Annotated in this window: 12 protein-coding genes; 2 read left to right on the top strand and 10 right to left on the bottom strand. The window is 68.3% G+C overall.

Annotated features, from left to right (window positions below):
* Window positions 1-39: 39 nt before the first annotated feature.
* Together cysG and cysK are read left to right on the top strand one after the other, a co-directional pair.
* Entirely contained in the window at window positions 40-1,494 is a 1,455-nt protein-coding gene (gene cysG, locus V8246_RS08425; protein WP_336188762.1) for a siroheme synthase CysG, read from the top strand.
* A 21-nt stretch (window positions 1,495-1,515) separates the two neighbouring features.
* The gene (cysK, locus tag V8246_RS08420) at window positions 1,516-2,490 is read left to right on the top strand and encodes a cysteine synthase A (protein WP_162108439.1); all 975 of its coding nucleotides are present in this window, start codon (window positions 1,516-1,518) and stop codon (window positions 2,488-2,490) included.
* A 9-nt stretch (window positions 2,491-2,499) separates the two neighbouring features.
* Here the strand turns inward: cysK and V8246_RS08415 are convergent, their stop codons facing one another.
* The 10 genes from V8246_RS08415 to V8246_RS08370 form a co-directional block, all read right to left on the bottom strand.
* On the bottom strand, window positions 2,500-2,964 hold the full coding sequence (locus V8246_RS08415) for a DUF6265 family protein (protein ID WP_336188761.1): 465 nt from the start codon (window positions 2,962-2,964) through the stop codon (window positions 2,500-2,502).
* A 26-nt stretch (window positions 2,965-2,990) separates the two neighbouring features.
* Window positions 2,991-3,308 (bottom strand): zinc ribbon domain-containing protein, encoded by a 318-nt coding sequence (locus V8246_RS08410; protein ID WP_162108441.1) that lies wholly within the window; start codon window positions 3,306-3,308, stop codon window positions 2,991-2,993.
* A 218-nt stretch (window positions 3,309-3,526) separates the two neighbouring features.
* On the bottom strand, window positions 3,527-3,913 hold the full coding sequence (locus tag V8246_RS08405) for a VOC family protein (RefSeq protein ID WP_336188760.1): 387 nt from the start codon (window positions 3,911-3,913) through the stop codon (window positions 3,527-3,529).
* 1 nt (window position 3,914) lies between these two features.
* A complete protein-coding gene (locus V8246_RS08400) occupies window positions 3,915-5,471 on the bottom strand; it encodes an MDR family MFS transporter (RefSeq protein ID WP_336188759.1) in 1,557 nt (518 codons plus the stop codon).
* A 141-nt stretch (window positions 5,472-5,612) separates the two neighbouring features.
* Entirely contained in the window at window positions 5,613-6,704 is a 1,092-nt protein-coding gene (locus V8246_RS08395; RefSeq protein WP_336188758.1) for an HlyD family secretion protein, read from the bottom strand.
* 8 nt (window positions 6,705-6,712) lie between these two features.
* Window positions 6,713-7,186: a MarR family transcriptional regulator gene (locus tag V8246_RS08390; protein WP_336188757.1), complete on the bottom strand. Its 474-nt coding sequence runs from the start codon at window positions 7,184-7,186 to the stop codon at window positions 6,713-6,715.
* A gap of 276 nt (window positions 7,187-7,462) precedes the next feature.
* Window positions 7,463-8,467, bottom strand: a complete 1,005-nt coding sequence (locus tag V8246_RS08385; RefSeq protein WP_336188756.1) for a class I fructose-bisphosphate aldolase — start codon at window positions 8,465-8,467, stop codon at window positions 7,463-7,465.
* A gap of 130 nt (window positions 8,468-8,597) precedes the next feature.
* A complete protein-coding gene (gene pyk, locus V8246_RS08380) occupies window positions 8,598-10,067 on the bottom strand; it encodes a pyruvate kinase (RefSeq protein ID WP_336188755.1) in 1,470 nt (489 codons plus the stop codon).
* A gap of 267 nt (window positions 10,068-10,334) precedes the next feature.
* Window positions 10,335-10,976, bottom strand: coding sequence for an HAD hydrolase-like protein (locus V8246_RS08375; protein WP_336188754.1), 642 nt, complete (start codon window positions 10,974-10,976; stop codon window positions 10,335-10,337).
* Window positions 10,973-12,148, bottom strand: a complete 1,176-nt coding sequence (locus tag V8246_RS08370; RefSeq protein WP_313221521.1) for a phosphoglycerate kinase — start codon at window positions 12,146-12,148, stop codon at window positions 10,973-10,975. The genes V8246_RS08375 and V8246_RS08370 overlap by 4 nt, the downstream gene beginning before the upstream one ends.
* Window positions 12,149-12,185 lie beyond the last annotated feature (37 nt).

Genomic DNA, 12,185 nt, shown 5'->3' with positions numbered 1-12,185 from the left:
GGCAGTACGGTCATCAGCCCACTCCAGCCCACCCTGCCCGTGACCGCTGCGCTGTTTCCCCTGTTCGCCGACCTGCAAGGCCGCCAGGTGCTGGTCGTGGGGGGCGGCGCCGTCGCCGAGCGCAAGACGGAGGCGTTGCTCCGCACTGGCGCGCGGGTGCGGGTCGTGGCGCCGACGCTGACGCCTGCGCTGGTCGGCCTGCGGGCGGCGGGCAGGATCGAGTGGCTGCAGGCGGTATTCGCTCCCGGGCAGTTGGATGATGCCTGGCTGGTGATCGCCGCCACCGGCGACCGCACCGTCAATCGTGCGGTGGCCGTCGCCGCGGAAGCGCGCCGGATGCTGGCCAATGTGGTGGACGACGCCGCCCTGTCCAGCTTCCAGGTGCCCGCGATCGTCGAACGCGGCCCGCTGCAGGTCGCCATTTCCAGCGGGGGCGGTGCGCCGATGCTGGCGCGCCACCTGCGCCGACAGCTGGAGACCCTGCTGGACGATTCTTGGACCTCGCTGGCCGAGCTGTTCACCCGGCAGCGCCAGCGCATCCGCCAGCGCTTCCCGCGCCCCGCCGAACGCCGTCGCTTCTTCGAGAAGGTGCTCGCCGGGCCGTTGCCGCGCCTGTTCCGCCAGCAGCTCCATGCGCAGGCCGAGCACCACTTCCTTGCCACGCTGGATGAAGCCACGCCCCAGGCCCGTACCGGTTCCGTCGCGGTCGTGGGCGCGGGCCCGGGAGACGCCGGCCTGCTGACGCTCAACGCGCTGCGCGCGATGAACGAGGCCGACGTGGTGCTGCACGACCGCCTGGTCAGCGAGGACGTGCTGCGACTCGGACGCCGTGACGCGATCTATATCGAAGTCGGCAAGTCGGCCAGCGGCCACAGCACGCGGCAGGACGACATCCACCGCCTGATGCTGGAACACGCACGCGCCGGCCACCGCGTGGTGCGGCTGAAGGGCGGCGACCCGTTCGTGTTCGGCCGCGGCGGCGAGGAACTGGAATTCCTGCGCGCGCACGGCATTCCCTATGAAGTGGTGCCGGGGATCACCGCGGCCGTGGCGTGCGCGGCCTATGCGGGCATCCCGCTGACGCACCGCGACCATGCGCAGTCGGTCAAGCTGGTGACCGCGCACTGCAAGGACTCTTTCGACACCCTCGACTGGCAGTCGCTGGCGCAGGAACGGCAGACGCTGGCCGTGTACATGGGCGTGGCGGGGCTGGAAGGCCTGCGCGACCGCCTCATCTCGCACGGCCGCGCGGCGTCGACGCCGTTCGCGCTGGTGGAGAACGGCTCCCGGCGCGAACAACGCGTGCTGAACGGCACCCTGGCCGATCTGCCGGAAACGGCGCGTTCTCACCAGGTACGCTCGCCCGCCCTGCTGATCCTGGGCGAAGTGGCGGCCCTGGCCGGCACGCTGCACTGGTTCGGCGCACCGCCGGTCGGCGCCACCGCGCCCACACATTCCCGCAACCTTCCGGCGCCCACACTGCAGGCCGCCTGATTCACGCCACACGGAGACCCCATGGCCGTTTACGACAGCATCCTGGACACCATCGGCCACACGCCGGTCGTGAAACTGCAGCGCATCGCGCCCGAGCACGTCACCCTGTACGCCAAGGTGGAATCGTTCAATCCCGGCGGTTCGGTGAAGGACCGCCTGGCCCTGGCGATCGTCCTGGATGCCGAAGCCAAGGGCCTGCTGAAGCCCGGCGACACCATCATCGAGGCGACCTCCGGCAATACGGGCGTGGCGCTGGCGATGGTGGCCGCCGCGCGCGGCTACAAGTTCGTCGCCACCATGGTGGAGACCTTCTCGATCGAACGGCGCAAGCTGATGCGCGCCTATGGCGCCAAGGTCATCCTGACGCCCGCCGCCGAGCGCGGCAGCGGCATGGTGCGGCGCGCCGAGGAACTGGCCAAGCAGCACGGCTGGTTCCTCGCCCGCCAGTTCGCCAACCCGGCCAACCCGGCCTACCACCGGCAGACGACGGCGGCGGAGATCCTGCGCGATTTCGCCGGCCGCCGGCTCGATCATTTCGTTACCGGCTGGGGCACCGGCGGTACGCTCACCGGCGTGGGCGAAGTGCTCAAGGTCGCGCGTCCGGACGTGCGCATCACCGCCTCCGAGCCGGCGGGCGCGTCGCTGCTGCAGGGCAAGGAATGGCAGCCGCACAAGATCCAGGGCTGGACGCCGGACTTCGTACCGGACGTGCTGAACCGCGAGGTCGCCGACGAGATCCTGCCGGTCACCGACGTGGAATCCATTGCCACCGCGCGCCGCCTGGCGGCCGAGGAAGGCATCTTCGTGGGCATTTCCGGCGGCGCCACCGTGGCGGCCGCGCTGCAGGTCGCGCAGAAGGCCAAGCCCGGCGATGTGCTGCTGGCGATGCTGCCGGACACCGGCGAGCGCTATTTCTCCACGCCGCTGTTCGAGGGCGTCAACGAAGGCTCGGACGACGAATGGCTGGCCTCGCTGGGCGAAGCCGCGCTGCCGTAACCGTAACGCTCACTCCCTCGGCGGCGCGACGCAATCGCGCCGCCAGGTCCATTCCATCGCCTTGCCGTCGTCACGTCCGTCGTCCACGCGCGCGTGCAGCGTATCGGCGTCGGGCCGGGAATAGATCACCCGCTTCGGGAAATCGTGCGCAGGATTGGCGAACACCACGCGATCCTGTGCCACGTGCTCTGCGGGAAACGCCGTGACCGCACCGCCACCGGGCTGCGCCAGGAATACCCAGCGTCCCTCCTGTTGCGCGATGCGCATGAACTCGAAACCGATCGCCTTGCCCTCGCGCGTATCGCGATGCATGCCGACCAGCAGCCCGCCGCGCGGCGCCATCCAGGTTTCCTCGCTGAACGTCTTGCCACGCTGGCCACACCAATGGCCGGCCAGCCACTCCAGTTCTCCGGCATGTACGCCGGATGCCAGCGCCAGCAGCAGGCCGGCCACGCACGGGACGGATGGCTTCATGACATTTTCTTCCTCAACGTGACGCCTCAGTACATCGGCTTGCCGTCGCTGTCGACCGTCACCGTGCAGATCTCCACGATGGTCCAGATGTACATGGGAATCCACAACAGCCAGCACGACAGCACGCTGACCAGGATCTGCACCAGGCCCTTCTGGTTGTAGCCCGCATAGAAATTGTGGATGCCCGGCAGGCCGATCAGACCGAGCAGCGCGCCAAACAGGATGAAGCTGGTGCGGCTCTTCCCCTGCGCGACCACCTGCGGAAAGTGGCCCGTCGCCACGCCACAGTGCGGGCACACGACCGCCTCGTCGACCAGTTGCTGGCCGCATTGCTTGCAGAACATTCCGACATCCCCCAGTGAATGGCCCGCACGTTAGCAGGCCGAAGCGGGCGAATCCACGCCTGTGCGGAGTCCTGTAGGAGCGACGTCAGTCGCGACCGCATGTCGTCGGCCACGCATAGCCTTGGTCAAGCCGGGCGCGGCAGGACGATGCGCTGTCTGCGGGATCCCGACATGGATGGCCTGCGGTCGCGACTGACGTTGCTCCTACAGTGAGAACCTCACTGCTCGTAAAGCTCCAGCGGCAGGTCGTCTGGATCAGCGAAGAAGGTGAAGCGGCGGCCGGTGTACTCGTCCACGCGAACCGGCTCCGTAGCCACCTTCTGTGCGTGCAGGTGGGCGACGGCGGCGTCGAGATCGGCCACGCGCAGGGCGAGGTGGCGCAGGCCGCAGGCTTCGGGGCGCGACACGCGCGGTGGCGGCGACGGGAACGAGAACAGCTCGACCTGCGTGCCGTCCGGCAACGCGAGGTCCAGCTTCCAGGAATCGCGTTCCGCGCGATAGTGCTCGGCGACCACGCGCAGGCCGAGCACCTCGGTGTAGAAGTGTTTCGACCGCGCAAAATCCGACGCGATGATCGCGACGTGGTGCAGGCCCTCGATCCGCATGTCAGTGCGCCGCGGCGGCGTCGGCGCCTGCGTTGCCGCCGGACGGCGCCTTGCCACCCCGCATCAGCAGCACCAGCGGCATCGACACCAGCGTGAGCAACATCATCAGCTTGAAGTCGTTGAGGTAGCCGATGGCCGCCGCCTGCCGGTTGACCTCAGCGTTGAGCAAGGCCAGGCCGGTGGCCGTGGACGGATTCATCGCCGCGGGCAGCAGCGTGGTCTCCGCGCCGAAGGCCGGAATGCGCGCGCCGATCTCGGCATGGTTCACCTGCATGGCGCGCGACAGCATCGTCATCACCACCGAGATGCCCACCGACGAGCCGATGTTGCGCACCAGGCTGAAAAGGCCCGCCGCCTCGGTGCGCTGGTGCGGCTCCAGCGTGGCATAGGCGACCGTCGAGATCGGTACGAACACCAGGCCCAGGCCCATGCCCTGGATGACGCCGAGCCAGATGATGGCGTGCATCGACGCATTCGGTCCGAACTGGGTCATGCCGTGCAGCGAGAACACCATCAACCCCATGCCGACCAGGATCGGCCAGCGCGCGTCGATACGGCCCAGCAAGCGGCCGACCACCATCATGCTGAACATGGTGCCCACGCCGCGCGGGGCCAGCACCAGGCCGATGGTCAGCACCGGGTAGTTCATCAGCGTGCTCAGGTACGGCGGCAGCAGCGCCAGCGTGGCGAACAGCACGATGCCGACCACGAAGATCAGTGCACAGCCGACGGCGAAGTTCGCGTTCTTCAGCAGGCCCAGGTCGAGCAGCGCGCTGTCGCGCTTGCGCCACCACCACAGCCCGTAGGCGTACAGCGCCAGGAAGGCGAGCGCGGCCTCGATCTGGATCTCGACGCTGCCGAACCAGTCCTCGCCCTGCCCGCGATCGAGGAACAGCTGCAACGCCCCGATACCCAGCGCCAACAGGCCCAGGCCGATGCCATCCAGCTTCCGTTCCTGCAGCACGTCCTTCTTCACGCTGGCCATGATGCCGACCAGCGCCAGGATGCCGATGGGCAGGTTGATCAGGAACACCCAGTGCCAGCTGTAGTTCTGGGTCAGGAAGCCACCCAGCGGCGGCCCGAGGATGGGCCCGACCATGATGCCCATGCCCCACATGGCCATGGCGGCGCCGTGCTTCTCCTTCGGGAACGCATCGAGCAGCAGCGACTGCGAGATCGGTACCAGCGACGCGCCGAACACGCCCTGCAGGATGCGGAACAGCACCATCTCGCCGATGCCGGTGGCGATGCCGCACAGCAGCGAGGCAACGGTGAAGCCGCTGACCGCGATGATGAGCAGGCGACGGCGACCGAGGCGCCCCGCCAGCCAGCCGGTGACCGGCGTCAGGATCGCGGCAGCGACGATGTAGCTGGTCAGCACCCACGACACCTGGTCCTGGGTGGCCGACAGCGAGCCCTGCATGTCCGGCAGCGCGACGTTGGCGATGGTGGTGTCCAGCGCCTGCATCAGCGTGGCCAGCATCACCGAGCCGACCAGCAGCGTGCGCTTGCCGGTGTCGTCCTGCGCGGTAGCCGCGGCCGCGATGGAAGTGCTCATGGAGAAGTCCGGAAGGGATCGGTGCACGTGGGGTGCGGCGATCCAGAGGTCACCCGGGGCGCGGCGTCAGCGGGGCCGGGCCCCACCACAGTGCCGTCGCCCGCGTCCGCGCACGCCCGGGATGACATGGAAACCAATGCCTCAGCGCGCCGCGGTGGCGCGGCTGGAGGCCGTGCCGCCATCGCGCAGCTCGACATGCACATCGGCGCTCATGCCGGCGCGCAGCTGCGGCGCATCGGCGGCAGCACTGTCGATCTCCAGGCGCACCGGGATGCGCTGGACGATCTTCACCCAGTTGCCGGTGGCGTTCTGCGGCGGCAGCACGCTGAACTCGGCACCGGAAGCGGGTGCGATGGAGGCCACGTGCGCCTTCCACGTCACACCCGGATAGCTGTCCACTTCTATCGTCGCGGGCTGGCCGACCTTCATCTTCTCCAGCTCGGTTTCCTTGAAGTTGGCTTCCACCCAGATCGGCGAGGTGGCCACCAGCGGCATCGCGGTCTGGCCGACGTTGATGTACTCGCCCACCTGCAGGTCGTGCAGGCCCACGATGCCGTCCACCGGCGCGCGCACTTCGGCGTGCGCCAGGTCGAGCTTCGCCTTGGCCAGCATGGCGGCCGCGGCGCGGTATTCCGGCAAGTCCTGCGTGGGCGTGCCCGGGCTGCCGCTCAGCGACGCGGTGGCCTCGGACTGCGCGGCGATGGCGTCGGCCAGGTCGGTGCGGGCTTCGGCGACGGCATGACGCGCGTCGTCCAGCATCTTGCGCGAGACCAGCTGCTGGCCGGCGAGCTGCTGCATGCGCTGCAGGTCGCGCTGCGCCCAGGCCAGCGTTTCGCGTGCGGCCTGGATCGAGGTACCCGTGCCGACCACCTTGGCGCGGCTGGCGCTGGCGGAGTTCGCCATGCGTGCGACCAGCGCTTCGTTCTGCGCGACGGCGATCGTCAGCGGATCGGCATCGATGCGGAACAGCAGGTCGCCCTTCTTCACCGGCTGGTTCTGCTGCACGGCGACTTCGACCACGCGCCCGCCGACCTGCGGGGCGATCAGGATGCGCTCAGCCTTGATGTAGGCATTGTCGGTGCTCACTTCGCGTTGCGAAGCGATGTATTCCCAGCCGAACAAGCCCGCCACGGCGAGCGGACCGGCGACCCACAGCCACACCGGGATCCTACGGCGCTTGGGAACGGGGGCCTGTGCCGCCTTTTCCGCGGCTTCGTTGATCTTGCTGGTCATGGTGGAGGTCAGCTCTTGCGGAGGGAGGACTCGGCGCGGCTGGCGCGGTCGAGCCGGGAAAGGTTTTCGCGGATCTGGCCCAACACCTTCAGCGTCGTCGCCAATTCATCGGCATCGACGCCGGCCAGGCAGTCTTCGCGCACGGAAACGGCGACGGCTTCGATGTCGTGCATCACTGCGTCGGACTGCGGCAGCAGGTGCAACCGCCATACCCGGCGATCGTCCGGATCGCTGCGGCGCTCGATGAAGCCGGCCTTCTGCAGGCGGTCCAGCACGCGCCCCACGGCGATGGGCTCCATGTCGAGCAGGTCGGCCAGTTCGGACTGGGTGATGCCCTCGCTCTGGTGGATGCGCTTGAGCGCACGCCATTGCACGCGGGTCAGGCCCAGGTGGGCGGCACGCCGGTCGAACACGCGGCCGAACAGCCGACTCAGGTCCGCGATCAGGTAGCCGATGGTGCTCTTGCCGTTGGCGGTGTTCATGGATGCCTATGATATAGCTGCTTAGGCAATAATGTTTAACGCAGGGAATTCTGTTCAGCCGCGCTTTCGGCAAGGGCCCCGCCTGTAAGGTTGGAGGGGCCGCCCGCGGGGACCCAGCGACTCTCGCCCCCGGATCCGCAGGCATCCGGGTGCCCCGCCTGCGCGGCAATGACGGCGCGGAAGCACGGATGCGACCCCTGCATTCCGGATTCAGGCCACCGGAAACGACGACGCCGGCACGAGGCCGGCGTCGGGATCACGCGGGGCACGGAGGGATTACCCCTCCCACTTGCCCAGCGCCGCCAGGCCGTTCTCCTTGGCGCGCTCGTACACCACGGCCTGGGCCTTGGCGAAGTTGCCCACCAGGTCCTGCGACCACAGCTTCAGTGCGGCCTGCTGCATGGCGCGGCCATAGGAGAAGCTCAGCGGCCACGGCAGGGTACCCAAGCGGTTCATCGCATTGAGATGCGCGGTGGACTGCTCGTCGGTCTGGCCGCCGGACAGGAACACGATGCCCGGCAGGATCGCCGGCACGGTGCTCTTCAGGCACATGACGGTGGATTCGGCCACCTCGTCCACGTCGGCCTGCTCATCGCAGTCCTTGCCGGCGATGACCATCGAAGCCTTCAGGATGGTGCCTTCCAGCAGCACGTTCTGCTCGTACAGCGCGCCGAACAGCGAACGCAGCACGGCCTCGGTCACTTCGTAGCAGACCTCGATGTTGTGGTCGCCGTCCATCAGCACTTCCGGCTCCACCATCGGGACCAGGCCGCATTCCTGGCACAGCGCGGCATAGCGGGCCAGCGCGTGGGCGTTGGCCTCGATGCAGGTGCCGGACGGGATGTCCTCGCCGATGGTGATGACCGCACGCCACTTGGCGAAGCGGGCGCCCAGCTTGTAGTACTCCTTGAGGCGGTCGCGCAGGCCGTCCAGACCCTCCGTGACCACTTCGCCCGGGCAGCCGGCCAGCGGATGCGTGCCCTTGTCCACCTTGATGCCGGGGATGATGCCGTGGTCGCTCATGTACTTGGCGAACGGCACGCCGTCCTTGGTGGACTGGCGGATGGTCTCGTCGAACAGGATGGCGCCGGAGATGTAGTCGGACAGCTTGGGCGTGGTGAGCAGCAGCTCACGGTAGGCGCGACGGTTTTCTTCCGTGTTCTCGATGCCCACGCCCTGGAACCGCTTGGCGATGGTGGTGGTGGACTCGTCGATCGCGATGATGCCCTTGCCCGGGGCCACCATGGCCTGGGCGGTTTCGGCAAGCTGTTCGATGCTCATGGGGAGTTCCTGGAGAGGCGGCGGGAAAGATACCAATTGTAGCCCGCGTCGCGACGGCAGCGGGCGGTCGCGGCGATGGATGCGCCGCATCGCTCCCCCGCCGGACGCGGGGCGCGCGCCGGGAAACCGGTTACAGCTCGCCCAGCCCCTCGGCCTTGCCGCGCTCGCCCATCTGCAGCAGGCGCAGCGTGTTGGTGGCGCCGTGCTTCTCCATGTGGTCACCGCTGGTGAAGATCACGCGGTCGCCCTCGGCCAGCAGTGCGCGATCGTGCAGCACGCGCATCGCATCGCGCGCGGCCTCGCGCGGCGCCAGGCCACGGCTGTCGAAGGCGATGGGGAACACGTCGCGGATCATCGCCATCTTGCGGCGGGCGCCGTCGTGGCGCGAGAACGCGTAGATCGGCGCGCTGGAGCGGAAGCGCGACAGGAAGCGCGCGGTGCCGCCGGATTCGGTCATCGCCACGATCGCGCGCACGCCGATGTGTTCGGACAGGAACATGGTCGCCATCGCGATCGCCTGGTCGGCGCGCTCGAGGTTGCGTGGCGCCTTCTCGAAATCGGTGTCCATCTCGAACTGCTTCTCGGCGCCCAGGCAGATGCGCGCCATTGCTTCCACCGCACGCACCGGGTAGCTGCCTGCCGCCGTTTCGGCCGACAACATCACGGCGTCGGTGCCGTCGATGACGGCGTTCGCCACGTCCAGCACCTCGGCGCGCGTGGGGATCGGGCTGTCCACCATCGACTGCAGCATCTGGGTGGCGGTGATGACCACCTTGTTGCGCGCCAGCGACTCGCGGATGATCTTCTTCTGCAGGCCCGGCAGTTCGGCATCGCCGATCTCCACGCCCAGGTCGCCACGGGCCACCATCACCACGTCGCTGGCATCGACGATCTCGGCCAGGTTCTCGATGGCCTCGGTGCGCTCGATCTTCGATACCAGCGCGGCATCGCAGCCGTGCTGGCGCGCGATGCGGCGCGCCTCGTTCATGTCTTCGGCGTTGCGGCAGAACGACACCGCGATGAAGTCCACGCCGATGTTCTCGGCCACGTAGGCGATCAGTTCGCGGTCGCGCTCGGTCAGCGCACCCAATGACAGGCCGCCGCCCTGCTTGTTCAATCCCTTGCGATCGGAAAGCACGCCATCGTTGAGCACCGTGCAGACGATGCGCTCGCCGTCGACCTGCACCACCTGCAGCTGCATCAGGCCGTCGTCCAGCAGCAGCACGTCGTCGGGTGCCACGTCGCCCGGCAGGCCCAGATAGCTGACACCGACCTGATTGATGTCGCCCGGCGGCGCGTCCGCACTCGCGACCAGATCGAAGCGGTCGCCCTTCTTCAGCACGATCTTGCCCTCGGCGAACCGCTCGATGCGGATCTTCGGGCCGGGCAGGTCGGCGAGGATGCCGACTTCCGCCCCCACGCGCTGCGCGGCCAGGCGTACGGCGGCGGCACGCTTGGCCTGGCCGGAAGGATCGCCATGCGAAAAATTGAGGCGCACCACGTTGACACCTGCGCGGAACAGTTCCTCCAGCACACCGGGCGGGTCCGTCGCCGGTCCGAGGGTGGCGAGGATCTTGGTGCGGCGCTGGCGTTCTGTCATGGTGCGGATTCCCTGTGATCGCGCAAACGCTACCACAGCGACCGGGTACCGCAATGGCAGATGATCGCGCTGTGCGCATGCTGTCCCGGGACACCGCTGCGTCCGCGCGCGAAGCGCGATGAAAACGCTTGTTTTAAAGCCATTTTTCGCGATACGGCCATATCGCGCCAGTGGTATTTTTTTGGTCTGAGCATCGCGACAGGATGCTGCGCGCGCACACCCGACTGCGCAAACGAAACCGATGAAACGCGCGTTTGATCGCGCGATTCAGCCGAACAGCGGCCCCAGTCGTGCAGGCGACATGACCAGATGATCCGCGCCCGCGTCGCGCAGTTCCTGCTCGCCGCCGAACCCCCACAGCACCCCGACGTTGCGCATGCCGTGATGGCGCGCGCCCTCTATGTCCATGCGACGGTCGCCGATCATCCAGCAGGCATCCGGGCTCACTCCAAGCCGGCGCAGCGCTTCGCCGATCAGGTCCGCCTTGTGGCTCAGGCGGCCGTCGATGGTGGCGCCGACGATCTCCTCGAAGCGGTGGCCGAACGGCAGGTGTGCGAGGATCCTGCGGGCATGCGGTTCGTTCTTCGCCGTGACCACCGCGAGCCGGTATCCGTCCGCATGCAGCGCCCCGATGGCCTCGCCGATGCCGGCATAGACCTGGTGCTCGAGCCAGCCGTGCGACTCGAAGCGTTCCAGATAGTGCTCGACCGCGGCTTCGACCCTGGCCGGATCGCCCAGCAGCGGCATGAAACTGGTGCGCAGCGACGGGCCGATCCAGCCCCGCAGTTCCTCCTCGGACGGGACCGGATGTTCCAGCTGCGTCAGCGCGTGCGCGATGCAGCGGGTGATGCCGACGGCCGAGTCGATCAGCGTGCCGTCCAGATCGAAGAACAGCGTGGCGCGATTCACGCGCCGCGGGCTTCCAGTGCCGCGACGGCCGGCAGCGTCTTGCCTTCCAGGAACTCCAGGAACGCGCCGCCGCCGGTGGAGATGTAGCTGACGTCGCCGGCGATGCCGTACTTGTCCACCGCGGCCAGCGTGTCGCCGCCGCCGGCAATGGAGAACGCCTTCGACTGCGCGATGGCGTGCGCCAGCGTCTCGGTGCCCTTGCCGAAGGCGTCGAACTCGAACACGCCCACGGGCCCGTTCCACACCACCGTGCCGGCCGACCTGATCAGGTCCGCATAGCGCTTCGCGGTCTGCGGACCGATGTCGAGGATCAGTTCGTCGTCCGCGACGGCATCGACGGCCTTCACCGTCGCCGGAGCGTCGGCGGCGAACGCGGTGGCGACCACGACGTCGGTCGGCAGCGGGATCTCGGCGCCGCGCGCCCTGGCATCGGCATCGATCTTCTTCGCCGTATCCACCAGGTCGGCCTCATACAGCGACTTGCCCACGGCGTGTCCTTCGGCAGCGATGAAGGTGTTGGCGATGCCGCCACCGACGATCAGCTGGTCGACCTTGCCCACCAGGCTGGTCAGCAGTTCGAGCTTGGTGGAGACCTTGCTGCCGGCCACGATGGCCAGCAGCGGGCGCGCCGGATTGGCCAGCGCCTTGTCCAGCGCATCCAGTTCGGCCATCAGCAGCGGGCCACCGGCCGCCACGGCGGCGAAGCGGATCACGCCATGCGTGGAGGCCTGCGCGCGGTGCGCCGTGCCGAACGCATCCATGACGAACACATCGCAGAGCGCGGCGTACTTCTTCGACAGGGCTTCGTCGTCCTTGCCCTCGCCGACGTTCATGCGGCAGTTCTCGAGCAGCACCACCTGGCCCGGCTGCACGGCCACGCCATCCACCCAGTCCTTCACCAGCGGCACGTCCACGCCGAGCAGCTCGGACAGGCGCGCGGCGACCGGCGCCAGCGAATCGGCCTCGCTCCACACGCCCTCCTTCGGACGACCGAGGTGCGAGGTGACCATCACGGCCGCGCCCTTTTGCAACGCCAGCTTCAACGTGGGCAGCGAGGCGGTGATGCGCTGCTCGGAAGTGATGCGGCCGCCCTCGATCGGTACGTTCAGATCCTGGCGGATCAGCACGCGCTTGCCGGTGAGGTCGAGATCGGTCATGCGGACGATGGGCATGGGAGGTCCTGGGCGGCGGGAAAGACCGCCATTGTCC

The organism is Pseudoxanthomonas sp. F11 (assembly GCF_037046485.1).
Classification (GTDB): domain Bacteria; phylum Pseudomonadota; class Gammaproteobacteria; order Xanthomonadales; family Xanthomonadaceae; genus Pseudoxanthomonas_A.
This window is presented reverse-complemented; position numbering and strand designations above follow the sequence as displayed.

What these genes read in the sequence shown, in the direction of transcription:
- cysK (WP_162108439.1), top strand. Translation starts at nt 1,516, where the DNA reads ATGGCCGTTTACGACAGCATCCTGGACACCATCGGCCACACGCCGGTC.
- V8246_RS08415 (WP_336188761.1), bottom strand. Translation starts at nt 2,964, where the DNA reads ATGAAGCCATCCGTCCCGTGCGTGGCCGGCCTGCTGCTGGCGCTGGCA.
- V8246_RS08410 (WP_162108441.1), bottom strand. Translation starts at nt 3,308, where the DNA reads ATGTTCTGCAAGCAATGCGGCCAGCAACTGGTCGACGAGGCGGTCGTG.
- V8246_RS08405 (WP_336188760.1), bottom strand. Translation starts at nt 3,913, where the DNA reads ATGCGGATCGAGGGCCTGCACCACGTCGCGATCATCGCGTCGGATTTT.
- V8246_RS08400 (WP_336188759.1), bottom strand. Translation starts at nt 5,471, where the DNA reads ATGAGCACTTCCATCGCGGCCGCGGCTACCGCGCAGGACGACACCGGC.
- V8246_RS08395 (WP_336188758.1), bottom strand. Translation starts at nt 6,704, where the DNA reads ATGACCAGCAAGATCAACGAAGCCGCGGAAAAGGCGGCACAGGCCCCC.
- V8246_RS08390 (WP_336188757.1), bottom strand. Translation starts at nt 7,186, where the DNA reads ATGAACACCGCCAACGGCAAGAGCACCATCGGCTACCTGATCGCGGAC.
- V8246_RS08385 (WP_336188756.1), bottom strand. Translation starts at nt 8,467, where the DNA reads ATGAGCATCGAACAGCTTGCCGAAACCGCCCAGGCCATGGTGGCCCCG.
- pyk (WP_336188755.1), bottom strand. Translation starts at nt 10,067, where the DNA reads ATGACAGAACGCCAGCGCCGCACCAAGATCCTCGCCACCCTCGGACCG.
- V8246_RS08370 (WP_313221521.1), bottom strand. Translation starts at nt 12,148, where the DNA reads ATGCCCATCGTCCGCATGACCGATCTCGACCTCACCGGCAAGCGCGTG.